This window comes from Marinomonas gallaica (genome assembly GCF_049821165.1).
GTDB classification, from domain to species: domain Bacteria; phylum Pseudomonadota; class Gammaproteobacteria; order Pseudomonadales; family Marinomonadaceae; genus Marinomonas; species Marinomonas gallaica.
Genome location: NZ_CP187511.1, coordinates 1,177,354 through 1,196,942 on the forward strand (window position 1 = coordinate 1,177,354; position 19,589 = coordinate 1,196,942).

At 46.1% G+C, this 19,589-nt stretch carries 22 protein-coding genes; 12 read left to right on the plus strand and 10 right to left on the minus strand.

Features of this window, described 5'->3' with window-relative positions; all coding sequences use genetic code 11:
* Window position 1: 1 nt before the first annotated feature.
* The 4 genes from ubiE to ACPUEK_RS05525 form a co-directional block, all read right to left on the minus strand.
* Window positions 2-754, minus strand: coding sequence for a bifunctional demethylmenaquinone methyltransferase/2-methoxy-6-polyprenyl-1,4-benzoquinol methylase UbiE (ubiE, locus tag ACPUEK_RS05510; protein ID WP_067222374.1), 753 nt, complete (start codon window positions 752-754; stop codon window positions 2-4).
* A gap of 101 nt (window positions 755-855) precedes the next feature.
* Complete coding sequence (locus ACPUEK_RS05515) at window positions 856-2,382, minus strand: GGDEF domain-containing protein (protein ID WP_067222377.1); 1,527 nt, start codon at window positions 2,380-2,382, stop codon at window positions 856-858.
* A gap of 17 nt (window positions 2,383-2,399) precedes the next feature.
* Window positions 2,400-3,029 (minus strand): thiol:disulfide interchange protein DsbA/DsbL, encoded by a 630-nt coding sequence (locus ACPUEK_RS05520; protein WP_067038491.1) that lies wholly within the window; start codon window positions 3,027-3,029, stop codon window positions 2,400-2,402.
* Between the two features lie 168 nt (window positions 3,030-3,197).
* The gene (locus ACPUEK_RS05525) at window positions 3,198-3,800 is read right to left on the minus strand and encodes a c-type cytochrome (protein WP_067038492.1); all 603 of its coding nucleotides are present in this window, start codon (window positions 3,798-3,800) and stop codon (window positions 3,198-3,200) included.
* A gap of 197 nt (window positions 3,801-3,997) precedes the next feature.
* Between ACPUEK_RS05525 and yihA the strand changes: the two genes are divergently transcribed.
* Entirely contained in the window at window positions 3,998-4,636 is a 639-nt protein-coding gene (gene yihA, locus ACPUEK_RS05530) for a ribosome biogenesis GTP-binding protein YihA/YsxC (RefSeq protein ID WP_067038493.1), read from the plus strand.
* A 71-nt stretch (window positions 4,637-4,707) separates the two neighbouring features.
* Here the strand turns inward: yihA and gshA are convergent, their stop codons facing one another.
* A complete protein-coding gene (gshA, locus tag ACPUEK_RS05535; protein ID WP_425642578.1) occupies window positions 4,708-6,303 on the minus strand; it encodes a glutamate--cysteine ligase in 1,596 nt (531 codons plus the stop codon).
* Window positions 6,304-6,456: 153 nt separating this feature from the next.
* Here gshA and ACPUEK_RS05540 point away from each other — a divergent pair, with 153 nt between their 5' ends.
* Both ACPUEK_RS05540 and ACPUEK_RS05545 read left to right on the plus strand, forming a co-directional pair.
* Complete coding sequence (locus tag ACPUEK_RS05540) at window positions 6,457-6,897, plus strand: hypothetical protein (RefSeq protein ID WP_425642579.1); 441 nt, start codon at window positions 6,457-6,459, stop codon at window positions 6,895-6,897.
* A 9-nt stretch (window positions 6,898-6,906) separates the two neighbouring features.
* Entirely contained in the window at window positions 6,907-7,491 is a 585-nt protein-coding gene (locus tag ACPUEK_RS05545; protein ID WP_425642580.1) for an SCO family protein, read from the plus strand.
* A 416-nt stretch (window positions 7,492-7,907) separates the two neighbouring features.
* On the opposite strand, the gene hisF is transcribed toward ACPUEK_RS05545, so the two are convergent.
* Genes hisF through hisB form a run of 3 tightly spaced genes read right to left on the minus strand, consistent with a single transcriptional unit; the run spans window position 7,908 to window position 9,975 of the window.
* Window positions 7,908-8,681 (minus strand): imidazole glycerol phosphate synthase subunit HisF, encoded by a 774-nt coding sequence (hisF, locus tag ACPUEK_RS05550; RefSeq protein ID WP_067222384.1) that lies wholly within the window; start codon window positions 8,679-8,681, stop codon window positions 7,908-7,910.
* Window positions 8,682-8,702: 21 nt separating this feature from the next.
* The gene (hisH, locus tag ACPUEK_RS05555; RefSeq protein ID WP_425642581.1) at window positions 8,703-9,365 is read right to left on the minus strand and encodes an imidazole glycerol phosphate synthase subunit HisH; all 663 of its coding nucleotides are present in this window, start codon (window positions 9,363-9,365) and stop codon (window positions 8,703-8,705) included.
* 16 nt (window positions 9,366-9,381) lie between these two features.
* Window positions 9,382-9,975 (minus strand): imidazoleglycerol-phosphate dehydratase HisB, encoded by a 594-nt coding sequence (gene hisB, locus ACPUEK_RS05560; protein ID WP_067038498.1) that lies wholly within the window; start codon window positions 9,973-9,975, stop codon window positions 9,382-9,384.
* A 185-nt stretch (window positions 9,976-10,160) separates the two neighbouring features.
* Between hisB and ACPUEK_RS05565 the strand changes: the two genes are divergently transcribed.
* From ACPUEK_RS05565 to ACPUEK_RS05580, 4 genes are all read left to right on the plus strand, one after another.
* A complete protein-coding gene (locus ACPUEK_RS05565) occupies window positions 10,161-12,404 on the plus strand; it encodes an AsmA family protein (RefSeq protein ID WP_425642582.1) in 2,244 nt (747 codons plus the stop codon).
* Between the two features lie 12 nt (window positions 12,405-12,416).
* Entirely contained in the window at window positions 12,417-13,481 is a 1,065-nt protein-coding gene (mutY, locus tag ACPUEK_RS05570; protein ID WP_425642583.1) for an A/G-specific adenine glycosylase, read from the plus strand.
* Window positions 13,482-13,529: 48 nt separating this feature from the next.
* Window positions 13,530-14,684 carry a chromate efflux transporter gene (gene chrA, locus ACPUEK_RS05575; RefSeq protein ID WP_425642584.1) on the plus strand — a complete coding sequence of 385 codons (1,155 nt, stop codon included), beginning with the start codon at window positions 13,530-13,532 and terminating at the stop codon, window positions 14,682-14,684.
* Between the two features lie 81 nt (window positions 14,685-14,765).
* The gene (locus ACPUEK_RS05580; protein WP_067038502.1) at window positions 14,766-15,050 is read left to right on the plus strand and encodes an oxidative damage protection protein; all 285 of its coding nucleotides are present in this window, start codon (window positions 14,766-14,768) and stop codon (window positions 15,048-15,050) included.
* An 83-nt stretch (window positions 15,051-15,133) separates the two neighbouring features.
* Here the strand turns inward: ACPUEK_RS05580 and ACPUEK_RS05585 are convergent, their stop codons facing one another.
* Window positions 15,134-15,562 carry a flagellar basal body-associated FliL family protein gene (locus tag ACPUEK_RS05585; protein ID WP_067038503.1) on the minus strand — a complete coding sequence of 143 codons (429 nt, stop codon included), beginning with the start codon at window positions 15,560-15,562 and terminating at the stop codon, window positions 15,134-15,136.
* Window positions 15,563-15,707: 145 nt separating this feature from the next.
* Here ACPUEK_RS05585 and ACPUEK_RS05590 point away from each other — a divergent pair, with 145 nt between their 5' ends.
* From ACPUEK_RS05590 to trmB, 5 genes are all read left to right on the plus strand, one after another.
* Window positions 15,708-16,199, plus strand: coding sequence for a disulfide bond formation protein B (locus tag ACPUEK_RS05590; protein ID WP_067222397.1), 492 nt, complete (start codon window positions 15,708-15,710; stop codon window positions 16,197-16,199).
* A gap of 195 nt (window positions 16,200-16,394) precedes the next feature.
* On the plus strand, window positions 16,395-16,862 hold the full coding sequence (locus ACPUEK_RS05595; RefSeq protein ID WP_067038505.1) for an Rsd/AlgQ family anti-sigma factor: 468 nt from the start codon (window positions 16,395-16,397) through the stop codon (window positions 16,860-16,862).
* Complete coding sequence (locus ACPUEK_RS05600) at window positions 16,837-17,823, plus strand: WD40 repeat domain-containing protein (RefSeq protein ID WP_425642585.1); 987 nt, start codon at window positions 16,837-16,839, stop codon at window positions 17,821-17,823. The genes ACPUEK_RS05595 and ACPUEK_RS05600 overlap by 26 nt, the downstream gene beginning before the upstream one ends.
* Before the next feature lie 36 nt (window positions 17,824-17,859).
* Window positions 17,860-18,255, plus strand: a complete 396-nt coding sequence (locus ACPUEK_RS05605; RefSeq protein WP_425642586.1) for a DUF423 domain-containing protein — start codon at window positions 17,860-17,862, stop codon at window positions 18,253-18,255.
* Between the two features lie 64 nt (window positions 18,256-18,319).
* On the plus strand, window positions 18,320-19,033 hold the full coding sequence (gene trmB, locus ACPUEK_RS05610) for a tRNA (guanosine(46)-N7)-methyltransferase TrmB (protein WP_425642587.1): 714 nt from the start codon (window positions 18,320-18,322) through the stop codon (window positions 19,031-19,033).
* 65 nt (window positions 19,034-19,098) lie between these two features.
* Here trmB and ACPUEK_RS05615 read toward each other — a convergent pair whose 3' ends face one another.
* Window positions 19,099-19,497 (minus strand): H-NS family nucleoid-associated regulatory protein, encoded by a 399-nt coding sequence (locus tag ACPUEK_RS05615; protein ID WP_067038509.1) that lies wholly within the window; start codon window positions 19,495-19,497, stop codon window positions 19,099-19,101.
* Window positions 19,498-19,589: the final 92 nt, after the last annotated feature.

A 19,589-nucleotide genomic window follows, 5' to 3' on the forward strand; every position in this document is an offset into this window, starting at 1 on the left:
ATTAAAACTTAAATCCCTTGTGAAGGGCGACAATACCGCCCGTCATATTTTGATAAGTGACACGCTCAAAGCCGACTTCCTGCATCATGCCTTTAAGTGTCTCTTGGTCTGGATGCATACGGATCGATTCCGCTAAATAACGGTAGCTTTCAGCATCGTTCGCAATGACTTTGCCCATAAACGGTAATAAGCGGAACGAGTACTGATCGTAAATTTGACTGACGCATTCGGTTTCAGGCTTGGAAAATTCTAAAACTAATAAGCGACCACCAGGTTTCAATACACGCTGCATAGACGCCAAGGCTTTAGACTTATCCGTAACGTTACGCAAGCCAAAAGCAATCGTAATGCAGTCAAACGTGTTATCTGGAAACGGCAGCTCTTCAGCGTTCGCTTGTACGTATTGAACATTGCCAACGATACCTAGGTTTGCCAGCTTGTCTCGGCCAACTTTTAGCATGGAGTCGTTGATGTCTGCTAACACGACTTGACCAGATTGGCCTACTAAGCGAGAAAACTTTGCCGTTAAGTCACCTGTACCTCCTGCGATATCAAGCACTTTTTGGCCCGCACGAACGCCGGATTGGCTGATGGTATGGCGTTTCCATAAGCGGTGAATACCGCCGGACATCAGATCATTCATGATGTCGTACTTAGCAGCCACGGAGTGAAATACTTCCGCTACGGCGTCTACTTTTTTGTCTGTAGGAATTTCTTTAAAACCGAAATGCGTTGTGTTCTCTTTGTCTTGCATAAAATCTCGTTCCTAATACGACCTTTAGGGAGGCGAATAATAAAAATCTTAAGTGAACCTATTGTAACCGTGTCCGAGGACTTGTTGCACGATAAAGCAGGTTAATTGTCGTGAATTACTTTGTTGCGTCCTTGTTCTTTTGCTTTGTATAAGTTTTTGTCGGCTCGGCCAAAGAGCTCATCATGAGACTCTTTGCCATCAAATTGTGCGATGCCAATTGAGATGCTCACTGAGACCGGATCGCCATTCATATTGAATGGCGTGTTTTCCACCGCTTGGCGTACTTTTTCACAATATTGGTATGCGTTATCAATGGAGGTCATCGGAAAAATAATAATAAATTCTTCACCACCATAGCGGAAAATTAGTGACTCTTTGTTCAGTGCATTTTGCATTTGACGAGGAATGATTCGCAGTACTTTGTCACCCGCTAAATGCCCCCATGTGTCGTTGATGCGTTTAAAGTGATCCACGTCGCACACAGCGACACAAAGTGGCTGTTTTACCTGGGCCGCAGAGGTAAGCAATGGAAAGATCGCTTCTTGGTAGGCTGCCCGATTGGGTAGGCCGGTTAAAGCATCAGAAAGTGCTTGTGCGATTTTTTGCTGCATATTGGTACGCAACTGAGTCGCATCTTGCTCCATGCGGCTGACCTTATTTTTAAGCTGAGTAATAGACTGCGCCGCATGTTTTTCTTGGTTTTGCATTTTGTCCTGAAACTGAGACATGGCCTCAGTAATCGTCTGCATACGTTCGTCGATTAATGACTTTAAATCATTTAAATCGGTGGCATTACGAACCTCTGTCTGAGTGCTATCGACATGTTTCTGAAAGGTTTCTCCAAGATCTTTTCGCGTCGAACTCATCGAGCGCTGAGCTTTGTAGTTTGCAAGAATGGACGCATTAATGCTGGCCAATTGCTCATTTAACTGGCTCAAATACAGCGTTAGGTCTTCTTGGGTTTTACCCACGGCCACCATGATAAGGTTAATCACTTCATCGAGTAAGGCCGGTAAATGGTTGATGTCTTTACTGCCGGTGAGGGCATTTTTAATATCCATCAATTGATCGCGATACATGTCCGGTAGAGTGATGTTAGCAAGCAGAGCCGCCAAAGTATGGCTAACATGAGACATAATTTCAGAATCACTTTTCGGCGCAAGGTTGTGGTCGCTTTTACGCCGAAAGAAACGGCCTAATAAAGAAGCATTTTTAGTGTCTCGGGGCGGTTGTTTGAGTGTATTTGTAACAAGCTGAATGCTCTGTGCGAGCAGTTCTGGCCAGCTTGACACAGATTGCCAATGCTTACGAATATCAGCCTCAAGCTGCTTTTTGGCTTTTGTCGACATTTGTGTGTCGGGTAAGTTATCAATCGAATCAATCAATTCAAGTAATTGAGCGCGAAACGTTTGTGCTCTAGCAAGACGCTGTTCATCATATCTCAACACGAGAGGTTCTAGCGTTTGCAGTGTTTTTTGTAACACTTCGGGGCTTTGTGACTTGCTAAGGTTTGTGCGGATGTTTTGCAATGTCGCATCCAACTCAGGATCGGAACCCTCGGCCAGCATACTGGTACGAGAGACCGCTTTTAATAAGCTTTCAATGACTTTATCCTGAGTTGGATCCATGAATACGCCTTAATTCATTATTGATTACTCGCTTGGCGCTCTTGTTCTATCAAGAAGTCCACTACAGAGTAAATATTATTGTTGCCGCCTGCGGTTGCGGCTGTTACCAAGTATTTGCCATTGACGATTAGCCCCGGTACACCTCGTGCGCCGTACGCTCTAATTTTAGCATCTGCTTGAGACAAACGACTATTTACCGCGAAAGAATTGTACTGTTTTCGAAACTCATCTTCTGAAATACCATAGTTTGTAAAGAACTGTGCTAATTGGTCTTCAGAATTCATGCGTTTACCATCTTGGTGAATGGCATTAAACATATCAGAATGTAGTTTATCTTCCACACCTAAAATGTCTGCTACATGAAATGCTTTCGCATGAGCCAGCCAATTACGGCCAAACACGGCGGGCATGTATTTAAAGTCGACGTCTTCAGCAAGGTTCTTTTTCCACGCTTGAGTCAAAGGCTCTAATTGGTAACAGTGCGGGCAGCCGTACCAAAATATCTCAACGACTTCGATTTTACTTGGGTCAGCGGTGCGAACAGGGTTTTTGATGGTGGTATAGCCATTGCCGTCGCTGTAATCCTGCGCCCAAGCGCTGAAAGGGATTAGTAAGGCAACGATCAATGCTGTAAAAAGCTTTTTCATGTAATGCTCCTAGAATGTGTTGGCTCAATAGCATCCAAGTGAGGTGGATCTTGTTAGGATGCATAAACTTACAGAAAGTTCGTATATTCGAGCAAGTTTACATCGGCTATACAATAAAAATCCTCCTTGAAGGAGGATTTTATATCGAGAAGAAGCAAATCTCAGACTTTAGTATAGGCCTTGGATATAGCTAGAAACTGCTTGAATTTCGCGTTCATTCATCTTAAAGGCAATGTTCTGCATGATTTTCGCCGCATCGTTATTACGATCGCCAAACTGGAACATCTTCAGTTGAGAGGCCGTATAACTAGCATGTTGACCACTAAGTTGAGGGAAACCGGCCGAGTTCAAGCCTTTCCCCGCAGGCCCATGACAAGCCATACAAGCGGGTACACCGGTTGCAGGGTTGCCGTCACGGTAAATATTTTTTCCAGCCTCAACTAACGCTGGGTCCGCTTGGCCGACAACAACGTTTTGGTTGGCAAAGTAAGCCGAGATGTCGGCAAGGTTTTGCTCTGACATACCGTCTAATAATCCGGTCATTTGTGCAATAGGGCGTGCACCAGACTTGATGTCTGTCATTTGTTTAAGCAGGTAAGACTCATTTTGGCCTGCAAGTTTAGGGAATGTCGGTGCAAGGCTGTTACCATCTGCACCATGACATGCACCACATACTGCTGTTAGCGCTTTGCCTGCTTCAGGGTTTCCTTCAGCGATGGCAACGGAGGTTGCTCCGACTGTTACTAACAAACTGATAAGAACTTTTTTCATTCGCTGCCTCTGGTGTGCGTTGAACCGAAGATAATCAACATCTTTTTCTGGCATCAAGATGCTTCGTTTTCTGTTATGCTTACCAGTATGAATTAGGGCACAGCCACATTAAGCCAGTAAGCAGGATGGCTTGCATTATATACAACTGTGCAAAAACTTATAACGCGATACAATTTCCCTTTGACTGATATCAATCTATGACGCCTTTCGACTCGATCTTTCAATCCGCTCACTTCATTAAAAGTGCAGAAAAACTTTCTCAGTGTCCTTTAGACCAAGGCCTTGAAGTGGCTTTTGCAGGACGCTCAAACGCTGGTAAGTCTACTTCTTTGAATACGCTCGCCAACCAGCGCAAGCTGGCTCGTACTTCTAAGACACCTGGCCGAACTCAGCTTATCAACTGTTTTGGCCTAAATGTGGAAGATCGACGTCTTGTCGATTTGCCGGGTTATGGCTTTGCCAAAGTGCCGATTGCCATGAAAGAAAACTGGCAAGCACACATGCAAGACTACCTCATGAACCGTCGCTCCCTTGTGGGTGTGGTATTGGTGATGGATATTCGTCACCCAATGAAAGAGTTTGATGAGATGATGCTGGAATGGGCGGCCAACAACAATGTTAAAGTGCATGCGTTGCTGACCAAGTCCGACAAACTAAAACGTGGACCGGCTCAAGCGACCATGTTGAAAATCATGAAAGAGATGAAAGCGCGTGGCGTTGAAGCTTCCGCGCAAACTTTCTCTGGTTTGAATGGTGATGGTGTAGATCAGCTACGTGAAAAATTAGCGCAGTGGCTACAGCTTGAAAACACCAGCGAAATTCCGGTTAACTTGTAGTGTCTAGCGAGTTAACTAAAAAAGGGCTTCACAATGAAGCCCTTTTTGGTTTTTGTTACGCAACCATGAGCTTACTGAGGCTGCATGTAATGCTTTAAGAACGTATCAAAGTCAACGTCGTCGCTGGCTTCAATGTTTGCTTGTTGCGTAATCGATTCTTGTGCCCATTGCTTAAACTTCTGCTCAAGCTCCGGCGACATACTTTGCTCCAGCCATGCTGTCTGCTGAGCTTTGCCGATTGAGAGCATCGCTGCTTGATAACTACCAAATTGCTCACACAGTTGAAGGACGTGCGCAGAAGGCAGAGTCTCTAAATGCGTCAGTTTGTTTTGCTGAATTGCTAAACTTTCAACATAGGCTTGGTTGCCGGTGCGTTCCGATAGAAATTGAGCGATTTCTTGCATATGAGCCAACAGCTCGGATGCTTTGTCGCGCAGTGCGACAGGGCCAAAACCGAAATCGAAATGACTATCAAGCTCACGTCCGTGAGTGGCAATTTCCTGCTGGGTTTTACGTAGTTGTTGGCACTCATCGGCATCAAGAGGCGTGTCTCCGTGCAACATACAGCACATCAAGAACGTATCTAAAAAGTAGAGTGTTTCAGGTTGCATACCAATCGGTGAAGTTGGATCTAGATCCATAATACGAACTTCTATGTATTCTACGCCACGCTTTTGCAGGGCAGCACTTGGGTGTTCACCGGATTGCGTTACACGTTTTGGTCGAATATCGCTGTAATACTCATTTTCGATCTGCAGAATATTATGGCTTAGCTGTTTGTAGTCGCCGTCTACTTTAACGCCAATCTGCTCATAAGCAGGGTAAGGCGTACGTAATGCGCCTTTAATGGTATTAATATAGGTATCGACTTCGTTATAACAAACAAACAATCCGTCTTGCGCTTTGTTTTGGTAGCCAATATCACTCATGCGAAGGGACGTTGCGCTCTGGCCGCCCCACGTTCGCTCGTCTAATTGCGCAAGTTTTGATGGCTTTTGTTCTAGGAAGCTGGCATCAATTGCAGGTGAGGCACCGAATAACAAAGACAACATCCACGATTTACGACGGAAGTTACGAATCAGAGCGAAATACTGCTGTGACTTAAATGCTTGTAACGCGTCAGGGGTATCGATATTGACACCACGAAGATCGGCTAAAAAACGCCAAAACTCATCACTGAATGAGAAGTTATAATGCATGCCTGCAATGCATTGCATAATGCGGCCATAACGGTTTGACAGCCCTTCACGGTAAATGCGCTTCAACTTACCTGAATTAGACTCCCCAAAATACGCAATAGGGACTTCTTCATTGCTCGATAGGGCACACGGCATGCTACCCGGCCATAGGCATTCGTTCATGCTATCCAATACACGGTTTGTATACAGGTGAATATCATTCAGCTCATCGATGACGCCTTCAACCGAGTCATGCACTCCTGTAATAAACTCCATCAGAGATTCAGAATAATCCGTGGTAATTGAAGGGTGAGTTAATGCAGACCCCAAGGCACTTGGATGAGCCGCTTGAGAAATTTTTCCATCGGTACGTGAAACACGTAGCGCTTCGCGTTCTACACCACGATGAAAGGTAATAGCGGACACATCGCCACTTTGATTCATGCACTGATCAAGTTTTGTCAGAGCGTCATGTATATTGCGCAACAAGGAGAGTCATCCTAAATCAGGAAAAGAGATAATCGGATTGTACTAGGCAATTTAGAAGGACAGCAAGAAAAGCACAATACAGATGCGCAAAGATTACAGATTTCCTTACATATGGCATGATAGTGGCGCATATAATGAGGAACTAAAACGCTAATGCGCCATCCATTTATAAAATTATTTGTGATTGGCTTTGCCATCGCTGTGTTACTTGCGTTTAATTATCGCCATTTTGCCACTGAAAATGATGCGTTTGCTGCTGAATGTGATGCGAAAACGGGTCTATGTAAAAGCATCTCTGGGATTGCACTCAGCTTTTCTGAGCCAATTAAAGTGAATGTTCCTTTGCAGTTGACGTTAACGCTACCTGAGGGGGCGAAACAACCCGTCTCTAAGTTGAAGGCGACGTTGACAGGGCAAGACATGTACATGGGGATTACCGAAGCCACTTTGCTACAACAAGGTAATCGCTATGTTGGCGAGATACGTATTCCGGTTTGCACCACAGAAACCATGGATTGGCGTTTGGCTATTTCCGTTGCAGATGGCTCAGATGTTGAACCGCTTATTTACCATTTTTCTATGACTCAACCCTAGGGTAACCCAATGAAGTTAAAACCGATTTATATCTTTGCCATGTTAGTCGTGCTGGCTATTACAGGCACTTTGCTGGCGATGCAGAAAAACGCAGCAACCGATACTCAAAAAAACGGCAAAATAGGCGGAGACTTTACCTTGTCCGGTGCCGAGGGACCTGTGTCATTAAGTGATTTTGACGGTAAGTTGAAACTGTTGTTCTTCGGCTACACGCACTGCCCCGATGTTTGCCCGTTAACCATGGCGAATGTAAAAGTAGGACTGAAACAATTACCGCAAGCCATGCGCAATCAAGTGCAAACTGTCTTCATAAGTGTTGATCCAGAGCGTGATACGCCTGATCATCTAAGTGAATACGTTCACTTCTTTGATCCGAACTTTGTTGGTTTAACCGGTACAAAAGACGAAATTGATAAAGTGGTTCGCCAATATGGCGCTTTTTATCGCATCGAAAAAGGTGATGAAAAGAGCTATACAGTCAGCCACAGCGCACGTGTTTACTTAATTGGTAAAGACAACCAGATTAAGCAATATTTGTATCACGACTCTACATCAGAAGAGATCGCAGCAGCGATTAAGAAACAGCTTATGTAGAGTAGGGGATTCCGCGGTAGCTCTGTTTTGTAGGAGCTCGGTTCCCGAGCGAAAATATCCCGAGGAAACCGCGGTCCTACAGAAGAAGTGCCATTGTAGACATTTGGTTTGTAAGAGCTCGGTTCCCGAGCGAAGATATCCCGCGGAAACCGCGGTCCTACAGAAGAAGTGCTATTGTAGACATTTGGTTTGTAGGAGCTCGGTTCCCGAGCGAAAATATCCCGCGGAAACCGCGGTCCTACAGAAGAAGTGCCATTGTAGACATTTGGTTTGTAAGAGCTCGGTTCCCGAGCGAAAATATCCCGCGGAAACCGCGGTTCTACATAAGAAGCGTCATTGCAGGTATTTGGTTTGTAAGAACTCGGTCCCCGAGCGAAAAGCATCGGGGACGAGAAGATCCCGTGGTAACTGCGACTCTATAGACGCATTTCAATACCGGCAGCTTGCATGGTTTCTTTGGCTTCTTGGATCGAGTGTTCGCCGAAGTGGAAAATACTCGCTGCCAATACCGCGTCCGCTTTGCCTTCAATAACGCCATCTACCAAGTGCTGTAGGTTGCCGACACCACCGGATGCGATCACAGGAACATGAACCGCTTCACTTATGGCGCGCGTCACGCCCAGATCGAAGCCGTTTTTCGTGCCGTCGCGATCCATACTGGTCAGCAGGATTTCACCGGCCCCCAAATCGACCATCTTCTTGGCCCACTCGACAGCGTCTAGCCCCGTTGGTTTACGGCCACCATGGGTAAAGATTTCCCACTTGTCTGGCTCGCCTTCAGCGCTGACTTTTTTCGCATCAATCGCCACGACGATACACTGAGAACCAAAACGTTCAGCCGCTTCGCGTACGAACTCAGGGTTGAATACCGCCGCGGTGTTAATGCCGACTTTATCCGCACCAGCGTTCAGCATGCGACGAATATCATCACAGGTACGAATACCACCCCCTACTGTAAGAGGGATAAATACCTCAGCAGCAATGGCTTCTACCATATGAACAGTAGTTTCGCGGTCATCAGAGCTTGCTGTGATGTCCAAGAAGGTGATTTCGTCAGCGCCTTGCTCGTTGTAGCGTTTTGCTACTTCAACTGGGTCACCAGCGTCACGGATATCAACGAACTGAACACCTTTTACAACGCGGCCATTGTCCACGTCTAGGCACGGAATAATACGTTTAGCTAATCCCATTTTACTTTCCTATGCAGTGGACTAAGGCTTGCCATCCCAATGGATGAAGTTTTTGTACAATTGCAAACCGTCTTTATGGCTCTTCTCTGGGTGGAACTGCACCGCAAACACGTTATCGCGCGCTAAGGCTACGCAAAAGTCGTGGCCGTAGTGGCATGTTCCCGCTACTTCGTCCTTATTACCTGCTACAACATAGTAGCTGTGAACAAAATAGAAACGCGCACCGTCTTCGATACCTTCCCAAAGAGGGTGATCCATTGTGTGTTTTACTTGGTTCCAGCCCATGTGTGGTACTTTAAGTTTGGTGCCGTCCACGTCTTTATGGTCGTTGCCAAAAAACAGAGCATTGCCCTCAAAATGGTTCAAGCAGTCCACCCCACCGTTTTCTTCACTGTGGGCCATCAAAGATTGAATGCCAACACAGATCGCTAAAAACGGCTTTTCAGCCATGGCTTTTTGAATCGCTGGCACCAATCCCTGCTTTTTCATTTCAGCAATACAGTCGCGGATTGCGCCTACTCCGGGTAACAAAACACGATCCGCCGCATCAATCACAGCAGGATCACTGGTCACCACAATTTGAGTATTCGCATCGGCAACGTGCTCTAGTGCTTTGGCAACCGAATGGAGGTTGCCCATGCCATAATCAATGACGGCAACCGTCGCTTTCTTTTCTGTACTCATGTTTAGGTCGATCCTATTACAAGCAGCCTTTAGTCGATGGCATTTGACCCGCCATACGTTCATCTACTTCTAATGCCATACGCAGTGCACGGCCAAAAGCTTTGAAAATCGTTTCTGCTTGGTGATGTGTGTTTTTCCCGCGCAGGTTGTCTAAGTGTAAAGTTACCTTTGCATGGTTGATGAAACCGTGGAAAAACTCTGAAAATAAGTCCACATCAAAACCACCTACAGAACCGCGTGTGAAAGGTACATGCATCTCTAATCCTGGACGTCCAGAGAAGTCGATAACAACACGTGAAAGCGCTTCATCAAGAGGCACATAAGCGTGGCCGTAACGGCGAATGCCTTTCTTATCGCCGACCGCTTGGTCAAACGCTTGGCCCAGTGTGATTCCTAAGTCTTCAACCGTATGGTGCGCATCGATGTGAAGGTCGCCAACCGCATGGATATCAAGGTCTATCAGCCCATGACGTGCGACTTGGTCAAGCATGTGATCAAGAAAAGGGACGCCAGTTTCACAGTTAAATTTGCCTGTACCATCTAGGTTAACAGTCACTTTAATTTGCGTTTCGAGCGTATTGCGTTCGACGGTTGCAATCCGGTTAGACATGTAAGGAGCTCTCCGCTTTAGAAATCAGGTTTTTAACCCTGTAAATGATATTTGAACGCCATTATAAAACGTGCAGAGCTTTGCTTCTATGCTTTTCACGCCTATTAGGTGGATCGAAAAAGACAATTATGATGCTATGATTTGATAAGGTATTAAAAACGCATGTAACCGAGGTGGTAAACGATATGGTTTGGGTCAAACGTTTAGGATTATTGCTGGTTGCTTTGATTGCTCTGATCATAGCCGCTGTTATCTATGTTGTCGTGTTTGTCGATCCCAACCAATTCAAAGGGGAGCTGCAAAAGCTGGCAAAAGAAAAAGCCAATGTAACACTAAGAATGGACGGCGATATTGGTTGGTCGATTTACCCACGCATTGGCCTAAGTCTGGAAAACTTTGGTATTGCTTTGGCGAACGATCCAGAGCTTATGAGCTTTTCAAAAGCTGAGTTTGGTGTGCAGCTGATGCCATTGTTTCAACAGCGCATCGAAGTGGACTCGGTTCGATTAGAGAACTTAACGGCCAACCTCAAAGTCGATAAAGATGGCAACCCAAACTGGCAAGTCGAAGCGGCTGGTAATGCATCTTCAGAGTCCTCACCTGCCAACGACACATCGACGGAATCAGCTAACAAGAGTTTTACCATTCCTGACATCGCTTTAGACGAACTGGCACTGGTAAACGCGCATGTTATATATGAAGACGAACGAACTGGGATGCGTTCAGATGTGGTCTCGAATGTCACGTTTACAAATGTTCGTCTAGACGAAGCATGGCCTATGAAAATGGATGCCGCTGTGACGCAGTCCAACTTAGATGGCAGCAATGCCATGACCGCCAATATGGATTTTGCGGCCGATTTTACTTTGTTTGCAGAGCGTCAAAGTGTGTCATTTGCCAATGTTGAACTGAATACTCGTATTGCAGGTGACAGCCTTCCTGCTTCACCACTAAAAGCCACGTTGAATGTTGCCCAGCTGGATTTTGATTTACCTCAGGAAAACGCTTCGCTGGAAGGTCTGAAAATCAATACGTTAGGCATGGACATTACGGGGCAAGTAAATGCTTACCAAGTATTAAGTGCACCAGAATTCGACGCTGTGCTAGACATTGCCGAGTTCTCTCCGAAAAGTGTGTTGAGCCAGCTGAATATTGAGTTGCCAGAAATGGCCGATGATAACGTGCTGGAGAAAGCCAGCATGAGCATTACCGCGCAGGGTTCAACAGACAGCATCAAAGCCCAACCGATCTCGATTAACGTGGATGATACGACAATCGAAGCGAATGCTTTGTTAAACCTCTCTCCATTAAATTGGGACATTGCGATTGCCGGTAGTAATTTAGATGTGGACCGTTATTTGCCTCCGGTAAAAGAAGCTGAAGCCGTTAGTGAAGGCGGTCCAGACATGCCTGCAAGCCAAGGTGCGGCATCAGAGCAAGATCTCATCCCAGTGGAATTGGTTCGCTCTCTAAATGGCCATGTAGGCATTGCCTTTGACAACGTCAAAGTAAAAAATCTACAGCTGGACAAAATTGAGCTGGATACCACGCAAACCAATGGCAAAGTGCGCATTTCACCAGCTCAAGTGCATCTATATGATGGCGTTGCGCAACTAAAAGCACAGCTGGATGTGACTGGGAAAACGCCAGAAATGACAGTGACTCCGAGTATTGAAAGTGTTGAAATTTTGCCTTTATTGAAAGACTTTATGGCGCTTGAGAAAATTCGTGGGACAACCAACTTAGCAGGGGATCTTAGTACCCGCGGTAACCGTATTGAGGATTTGATTTCGAATCTAAACGGTGACTTATTAGTCAATATAACCGACGGTGCTCTGCTTGGTACTAACTACACAAAAATGGTCTGTAAGGGCATCGCCTTGGCTCGCACTGAGACGTTAAACGAAAGTGCTTTTCAAGCAGATACACCGTTTGAAACCATGCGCATCCCTGCCAAGATTGTAAATGGTGAAGTCTCAACACCGGGCTTACGTATGCAATCCTTAACACTTGGCGTCACTGGTGACGGTGTTATTTCACTGCCAACGAATAGCTTGAACTACGAAACGCGGGTGGCGCTTGTTGGTAGTAAGCTTGATGGTAGCTGTGCCGTAAACCAAGATGTTGCTAATATTGAGTTTCCGATTGTCTGTAAAGGTAATTTCATGGATGATGCGGCCAGCCTATGTCGTCCTGATGTGAAAGGCTTTATTTCAGCAATTGCTGGTAAAGAAATTGCCGAAGCCAAAGCCGCGGCCAAAGTGAAATTGGACGCTGAAAAGGCCCGTGCTCAAGAAAAACTTGATGCTGAAAAAGCGCGAGCTAAGGAAAAGTTAGACGCTGAAAAAGCGCGTTTAGACGAGAAAAAGGACGAAGCAAAACAAGAGCTTGAAGATAAACTGAAAAGCAAACTTAAAGATTTATTCTAATTGCGGTAATGAATGATTCCGAAACATAACTTTGCGCCCCGTGTACTGGCTTGGTTTGACCAGCACGGGCGCAAACACTTACCTTGGCAACACAACAAAACCCCTTATCGTGTATGGATTTCTGAGATCATGTTGCAGCAAACGCAAGTGACCACAGTGATCCCTTACTACGAGCGTTTCATGACCTCTTTTCCCGATGTGTTCGCACTAGCAAGCGCGCCGCAAGACGATGTCTTAGCGCATTGGAGTGGGTTGGGATACTACGCTCGTGCGCGTAACATGCACAAAGCGGCGCAACAGCTGGTAGAACATTGGCAAGGGGAATTTCCAATGACTCAAGAAGGCGTGTGCGAATTACCTGGAATAGGGCGTTCTACCGCCGCGGCAATTTTATCAATTTCCCGTAATGAACCGTTAGCCATACTGGATGGTAATGTTAAACGTGTCTTGGCGCGTTTTCATGCCGTACCGACATGGCCGGGGGAGCGCAAAACCGAAGTGGCTATGTGGGAGCTTGCAGAAGCCTATGCTCCCAATGGTCGCTGTGGAGACTATACCCAAGCGATGATGGATCTGGGGGCGACCTTGTGCACCCGTTCAAAGCCACGCTGTAATGAATGCCCTTTACAAGCGGATTGTGATGCACTTGCCACAGGCTCACCGACGGATTTTCCTAAATCTAAGCCTAAAAAAGCCGCTAAACCAATACGCAGTACGCAAATGTTGGTGCTACGCCAAGCCGACCAAGTGTTATTAGAAAAGCGTCCCGCGTCGGGCATCTGGGGCGGTTTATGGAGCTTGCCAGAGGTAGATTTGGACGATGATGTGGCTCAGGCAGCGGAACAGCGTTTGCCAGTGGTCGTACACGATGTCACAAGTCTGTCACCTTTTCGTCATACCTTTAGTCACTATCATTTAGACATTATTCCGTCGGAGTTGACGGTGGCGTCATCGGCAGAGATACAAGAAGGTGGTAAGTACCAATGGTTTGCAATCAGTGACGCGTTGTCGCTTGGATTACCAGCCCCGGTCAGAACTCTGTTGGACTCACATCAAGCTATGCGCCAGCTGATATAGCGTCATTCTCCGAGAGGTAGAACACGGTTTCAAAAGGGCAAAGTGCTTATGTTTTTCTCGATTTTTTGCAAGTTTCTGCTTTTGGGGTGTACTAGCTTCGGTGGCCCTGCTGCGCATATTGGCTATTTTCGTAAAGAGTTTGTTGAGCGCTTAAGCTGGGCAACAGAAGAAGAGTACGGTCAATGGGTAGCATTGAGCCAAATAATGCCAGGACCGGGATCGAGCCAAGTTGGTTTTGCTGTTGGCTATCATCGCGCTGGCTTAGTGGGCGCTATCGCTGCATTTTTGGGGTTTACGCTACCGTCTGTTGTGCTTATGTGTGCCTTTGCCGCTTTGGGGATGCAGTTTGCGAACAGCGCTGTGTTTCTTGGGGTGTTAAGCGCGCTAAAGCTGATGGCCGTCGTAGTGGTGACCGATGCAATTTGGAGCATGGCCAACACCTTTTGCAAAACGAATAGCACTCGTCTGGTAGCCTTGCTTGGCGCCGTTTTTATTCTATTGTGGCCTTTTGCTTTAAGCAGCTTGCTGCTGGTACTTTTAGCAGGAATCATAGGGGCGTATTGGTTTACAGACAGTCAGCCAACGCAGATCAAAACACATATTTCCTCGCGCGTTGCTTACATAACTCTAGCCATATTTTGCGGGTTATTTGTGTTAACCAGTTATATTCACGGTACCGGTTGGTTGGCGTTGTTTGCTCAGCTGTTTCAAGCTGGCAGCTTGGTATTCGGCGGTGGTCATGTTGTGTTGCCGTTGATGTCGGAGCAATTGGCTGGCTTTATTTCTACGGAGCATTTGCTGACCGGTTATGCCGCCGCGCAGGCGGTACCTGGGCCTATGTTTACTCTGGCCAGTTATTTAGGCGCCGTAACAGCACCGGAAGGCGCTATGATTGCTTGGGCGTTATTGGCGACCGTGGGGGTCTTTTTACCCGGTCTAATGCTGATGCTGGTTGGGCAGAAGTGTTGGCAATTCGTGTCGCATAAACCACGGGTACAGGGGGCTGTAAAAGCCATTAATGCGGCCGTAGTTGGGTTGTTGCTAGCCACGTTGATCTTCCCAATTATTCCAAGCAGTGTTTCAAGCGTTTGGCAGGCAACAGTTGTTCTACTGGCTTTGCTGTGGCTACGAACACGTCAACCTGCAATTTGGCAATTGGTCAGTGCTTTTGTTGTGGGCGGCATGGTCAGTGCTTTATTCTAGGTGACTTGAAAGTGACAAAGTTAGCGCCATTATTACTGATAGACAGTTTGGCACACAGCGAATAAAGATTGAGAGTCCATTATGGCGAATACCGTTTTTTGTAAAAAGTATCAAAAAGAATTAGAAGGCTTGGAACGTGCACCACTACCCGGCGCGAAAGGTCAAGACGTGCTTGAAAATGTCTCTAAGCAAGCGTGGCTTGAGTGGCAATCATTGCAAACCATGATCATTAATGAAAAGCATCTTAATTTGATGCAGCCTGATACACGTAAGTATTTATTAGATCAAATGGACAAGTTCTTCAATAATGAAGAAACGGATCGTCTTCAAGGGTACGTTGATCCAGGTGATATTCAGGAGTTATAGGTTTTACTTGGGTTAGAGATATTTAAAAAGCCGCGGCCAGTTCAATGGCAGCGGCTTTTTTGTGTTCGACAAAGGAGGTTTTTTTATTGTGTCACAAAACTAAAAAATAGAACGTCCATAACGGGCTCTGTGCCCGTTTCTTCTTTTAGTGTTTCATTGATCGCGACTTTTGCTTCAGTACGAGTCTGTTCTCTGGCTATGGCGCCTGTAACTTGCTCAGTGTTACGAGAGCTTAAAAACATTACCAACGAATCACGAATTAAGGGCATATTCGCTAGAATAATACCTTCGCGTGCACTGTCGGTACGTAAGCTTATTTTGGTTTTAATGTAGTGCAGACGGGAGCCTGAGGCGTTGTAGTTGACAATAAAATCGGGTGTCAGCTCGATATAACTTGGTGTAACAGGTGCAGCCTCTTCATCCTCGGCGAACGCAGGTGTGGCCAAAAAGGCCAATAGGCAAGTTAAAGCGATTAATAAGCGCTTTTTCCCTAACAGCGTGATGTGCTTCATAGTTCCTCTCTCGAATTCACGGCATTACTCGTTATACTACCCTTCAAAATGAACAGATGGCAGTGGTTCGTTGCACTTTCTAACTATTTTACTGTCTAGTTTTTCAATGTTTATTGTTATCTATCGATAAAAGGATCTTTCTTCTATGGTTGCGTTGTTGTCTGCTCGTCGTTTTCACGGTTTGGTTGCATTGGCGTCGTTTTCCCTGCTAGGCGTGGCATTTTATATGGAATACCAAATGGGGCTTGAGCCCTGTCCTTTATGTATGTTGCAACGTATAGCGTTTTTTATGATTGGTGTGTTTTCACTGATCTCCGCGTTGGGGCAAAATGTCTCATGGCAGCGTAAATTAGCGTGGCCAATTGTTGTATTATCATTACTAGGGGCTGGCTTAGCCGTTCGTCATCTGTACTTACAGAGTTTGCCGATGGAAGAATTGCCTGCCTGTTTGCCAGGCTTAAGTTATATGTTCGAAGTGTTTCCATGGCAAGAAATCATGCAAGCCATGATCATGGGTACTGGTGAGTGTGGTGATGTGGTGTGGACATTCTTAGGTTTGAGTATTCCAGGTTGGACATTGGTTGCATTTGCCACGATGGCATTGATAAATTTATGGATTGCCATCAAAGCAAAATAAATTGTCATATACGAAGTTGGTTACACAAACTTAGCAGTTGTTAACAAAAGCCTGTTGCCTGTGTCTTGCAGGGGCTTTGAGATCAGAATATGCTAAAACCAGAAATATGAGTCACAGTTGATAAGGATTGTAACGACATGCTTGGAGTAAGCTTGTCGAAGCCATCAAAATAAGAACGTAGTTGGGAGGCAAGTTATGTTAGAACGTTGCAAAACTGCGCAAGAGCGATGGGGTGGCGTACATGAGATCATCGATCGTTGGTTGAAAAGTCGTAAGGTCTTGGTTGAATCTTATGTTGGCCTGAGAGAAATCGGTGAGTACACACCAACAGATACGCCAAAAGTGTTGGCGTTTTGTGAGCTGCTTGTGGATTATGTGTCAACTGGACACTTTGAAGTGTACGAACAGTTGGCGCTTGAAGCCAAAGAGTTTCATGATGAGGCCGCATTAGAGTGCTTACATAAAATCCTGCCAGAATTGTCTACTAATACGTCTATCGTTTTAGAGTTTAACGATAAGTTTGACACCAAAGAGCACTGTAATAGTCATTTAGTCGACCTACCTTTTGCATTGCAAACGCTAGGGCTTTTAATAGACGAACGATTTGCCTATGAGGATCAACTCATTGAGGAATTGCATGAGGCGCACAGCGAAAGCGCTTAAACATGTTGTATTAGCAGGTGCTACGTTAGCCCTGCTAGGGGCATGTTCAGCAGAGGACCCTGTGACAACCAGTTCGATGGCGGTACAAGGTCTGTATTCTGCTGCGCTGAGTGACAACGGTAGTGCGTCTTTGATTGGCTCCATTCAGCATGGCGGCAGCTACTGGGAAAACAATCCTTCTCGGCGAGTATATAATTGGAACCATGCTGCAGGTGAGGCGACGCCATTAATCAGTGTAGACATTGATCCCAGTGGCGATTTTGCCGCTACGGGTAGCGCACGTACGATGGTGCTATGGAGTACCGTAACAGGGCAATCGCTGGGCTTTTGGAATACGCCGGGTGACGTGAAAACGCTCAAGCTTACGCGTAATGGTGATTTCGCGTTGGTCGGTATGGATGATCAAACAGCTCGTTACTTTGATGTTAAGAACGGGGGCATCCGACAAACCCTTCGTACTGGCGCCATTGTGCGTTCTGTTGATGTGACGCCTGACGGCAGATATGGTGTTACAGGCGATGATCTTTACCAGGTCATTTTGTGGGATCTAACAACCGGTGAAGTCAAACAGCGTTGGCAATTAGATAACAATATCGCAACAGTAAAGCTGTCTGGCGACGGTGCTTATGTGTTCGCAGCCGCGCAATTGGGGGATGCTAAAGTGTGGTCGACATTGACCGGTGCAGAAGTCAGTCAAATCGATACCGGCAAACTACAATCTCGTAATGTCACCATCAGCCAAGCCGTGTTTTCAAACAACAACCGAAACCTACTGCTGGGACAACAAAACCGTCGTGTAAATCTAGTCAATGTCATGACAGGTGAGGTGGCTCAGTCTTGGGATATGCATCTAAAAGACACAATGCGTCCAACCGGAGCCGCAGTCATTGCGTTGGCGTTTGGTGCGGGTAATACCTACTACGCCATTGGCAGTAACGGTTACCTGAATGTATTTCAATAATTCTGACGTTTGTTAGATCAAGCAACAAGGTTCAACATGCAGCTTTCCCGTGTTCAGCAGCGTTGGGGTGCGATCGCTACGCTTCAAGCCTTTATTTCTGTTGCCGCCGGGGCTTTCGGAGCTCATGGTTTAAAGCAGATCGTTGCCGAGCAGAACCTAGCTTGGTGGCAAACCGCTAGCCAATATATGATGTACCACAGCTTAGGTGGTATTTTAGCTGTTGTGTTGATGGCCGTCAGTGCGCGATTTCTATGGTCTGTGAAACTTTTTACCTTGGGTAATCTATTGTTTTCAGGCTCGCTCTTCGTTATGACGCTAACAGATATTCGTCTGCTGGGCGCCGTCACGCCGATTGGCGGTGTGCTGTACTTAAGCGGTTGGTTCGTGCTGCTAATTGGTTTCTTAAAGCCACATAAGAATGTGGTGAATTAACAGACATTTTTATTCGATTTTAGTACCATACGCGCCTAATTTAGAATTTGAGATTGGCAACTCCATGCAAGACGAACAAAACCCAACAGATACAGAAGTAAAACAACGCAGAATACGCAGTTTTGTTGTACGCGGTGGTCGTATGACAGATGGGCAGCAAAAAGCATATGACGCCAATTGGGAAGTCTATGGTTTGGACGTTGTCAATGGTTGTATCGCTTACGAAGATGTGTTCGGTCGTACATCCGACGTCGTGCTTGAAGTAGGCTTTGGTATGGGCGCATCGTTGGTTGAAATGGCCAAAAACGCCCCTGAAAAAGATTTTATTGGTATCGAAGTGCACCCGCCAGGTGTGGCAAAATTGATGATGTTGGCAGCCGAAGCAGGCGTCAATAACATTCGAGTGTACTGTCACGATGCCATCGAAGTGATGGCTGATTGCTTACCACAAGGTCAAGCGTCGACTTTTCAGTTATTCTTCCCCGATCCATGGCACAAAAAGAAGCATAACAAACGCCGCATCGTACAGCCGTTATTTGCACAGCAAGTGGCCAATGTATTGAAAGTAGGTGGTGCTTTCCATATGGCGACAGATTGGGAGGCTTACGCTGAACACATGCTGGAAGTGATGGAAGAGCAAAAGAACTATGAAAACGCAGCCGGTAAAAACCAATATCACCCACGTCCAGAATGGCGTCCATTGACGAAATTCGAGCAGCGTGGTGAGCGTTTAGGCCATGGTGTCTGGGATTTGATCTATACCAAAATCACTGACTAATTGGTCATTGTGAGACATAAAAAAAACCGACGCACGCGTCGGTTTTTTTATTTAACTGTGCAGCGTTATTTGATCTCTGCAGACTCGCGAGAGTTGCCCGCATCCAAATACTCTTGGAATGCCTTCGGTGTGCGACCACGGCCACTCCACTCGATGGTTTCGCCATTCCATTCAATACGGTATTTAGGTTTTACCGTTTTGCCTTTGGTTGGGTTGCTGCGAGCACCGCTTAGCGCAGCGATCTCTTCAAGTGTTAAGCCGCTTGCTTCAATTAGCTTAGCGATATCGGCCGCTTGGCGTGATTTTTCTTCGACTTCAGCTTGACGTGCTTGCTCGTCTTCTTGCATTTTAACCAACGCATTATTGAACCCTTCGATTAGGTTCTCTAACTGTGGAATGGTTAACTCTTTTGCCGCTGCACGTGCTTTGGCTTTGTTTCCGGCTAGCTCTGCTAATAAGCTCATGGTTTCCCCTAATAATCTGAAACGCATTAATCAACGCGAACACAGAACAGAAATCCATCCAAAACTGTGTTTTTCTTTGGTTTTATAAACAG

What these genes read in the sequence shown, in the direction of transcription:
- ACPUEK_RS05595 (WP_067038505.1), top strand. Translation starts at nt 16,395, where the DNA reads ATGTTAGAACGTTGCAAAACTGCGCAAGAGCGATGGGGTGGCGTACAT.
- ACPUEK_RS05545 (WP_425642580.1), top strand. Translation starts at nt 6,907, where the DNA reads ATGAAGTTAAAACCGATTTATATCTTTGCCATGTTAGTCGTGCTGGCT.
- ACPUEK_RS05600 (WP_425642585.1), top strand. Translation starts at nt 16,837, where the DNA reads ATGAGGCGCACAGCGAAAGCGCTTAAACATGTTGTATTAGCAGGTGCT.
- ACPUEK_RS05615 (WP_067038509.1), bottom strand. Translation starts at nt 19,497, where the DNA reads ATGAGCTTATTAGCAGAGCTAGCCGGAAACAAAGCCAAAGCACGTGCA.
- chrA (WP_425642584.1), top strand. Translation starts at nt 13,530, where the DNA reads ATGTTTTTCTCGATTTTTTGCAAGTTTCTGCTTTTGGGGTGTACTAGC.
- ACPUEK_RS05590 (WP_067222397.1), top strand. Translation starts at nt 15,708, where the DNA reads ATGGTTGCGTTGTTGTCTGCTCGTCGTTTTCACGGTTTGGTTGCATTG.
- ACPUEK_RS05605 (WP_425642586.1), top strand. Translation starts at nt 17,860, where the DNA reads ATGCAGCTTTCCCGTGTTCAGCAGCGTTGGGGTGCGATCGCTACGCTT.
- ACPUEK_RS05525 (WP_067038492.1), bottom strand. Translation starts at nt 3,800, where the DNA reads ATGAAAAAAGTTCTTATCAGTTTGTTAGTAACAGTCGGAGCAACCTCC.
- ubiE (WP_067222374.1), bottom strand. Translation starts at nt 754, where the DNA reads ATGCAAGACAAAGAGAACACAACGCATTTCGGTTTTAAAGAAATTCCT.
- ACPUEK_RS05585 (WP_067038503.1), bottom strand. Translation starts at nt 15,562, where the DNA reads ATGAAGCACATCACGCTGTTAGGGAAAAAGCGCTTATTAATCGCTTTA.
- hisF (WP_067222384.1), bottom strand. Translation starts at nt 8,681, where the DNA reads ATGGGATTAGCTAAACGTATTATTCCGTGCCTAGACGTGGACAATGGC.
- yihA (WP_067038493.1), top strand. Translation starts at nt 3,998, where the DNA reads ATGACGCCTTTCGACTCGATCTTTCAATCCGCTCACTTCATTAAAAGT.
- ACPUEK_RS05540 (WP_425642579.1), top strand. Translation starts at nt 6,457, where the DNA reads ATGCGCCATCCATTTATAAAATTATTTGTGATTGGCTTTGCCATCGCT.
- hisB (WP_067038498.1), bottom strand. Translation starts at nt 9,975, where the DNA reads ATGTCTAACCGGATTGCAACCGTCGAACGCAATACGCTCGAAACGCAA.
- trmB (WP_425642587.1), top strand. Translation starts at nt 18,320, where the DNA reads ATGCAAGACGAACAAAACCCAACAGATACAGAAGTAAAACAACGCAGA.
- ACPUEK_RS05515 (WP_067222377.1), bottom strand. Translation starts at nt 2,382, where the DNA reads ATGGATCCAACTCAGGATAAAGTCATTGAAAGCTTATTAAAAGCGGTC.
- ACPUEK_RS05580 (WP_067038502.1), top strand. Translation starts at nt 14,766, where the DNA reads ATGGCGAATACCGTTTTTTGTAAAAAGTATCAAAAAGAATTAGAAGGC.
- ACPUEK_RS05520 (WP_067038491.1), bottom strand. Translation starts at nt 3,029, where the DNA reads ATGAAAAAGCTTTTTACAGCATTGATCGTTGCCTTACTAATCCCTTTC.
- mutY (WP_425642583.1), top strand. Translation starts at nt 12,417, where the DNA reads ATGATTCCGAAACATAACTTTGCGCCCCGTGTACTGGCTTGGTTTGAC.
- ACPUEK_RS05565 (WP_425642582.1), top strand. Translation starts at nt 10,161, where the DNA reads ATGGTTTGGGTCAAACGTTTAGGATTATTGCTGGTTGCTTTGATTGCT.
- hisH (WP_425642581.1), bottom strand. Translation starts at nt 9,365, where the DNA reads ATGAGTACAGAAAAGAAAGCGACGGTTGCCGTCATTGATTATGGCATG.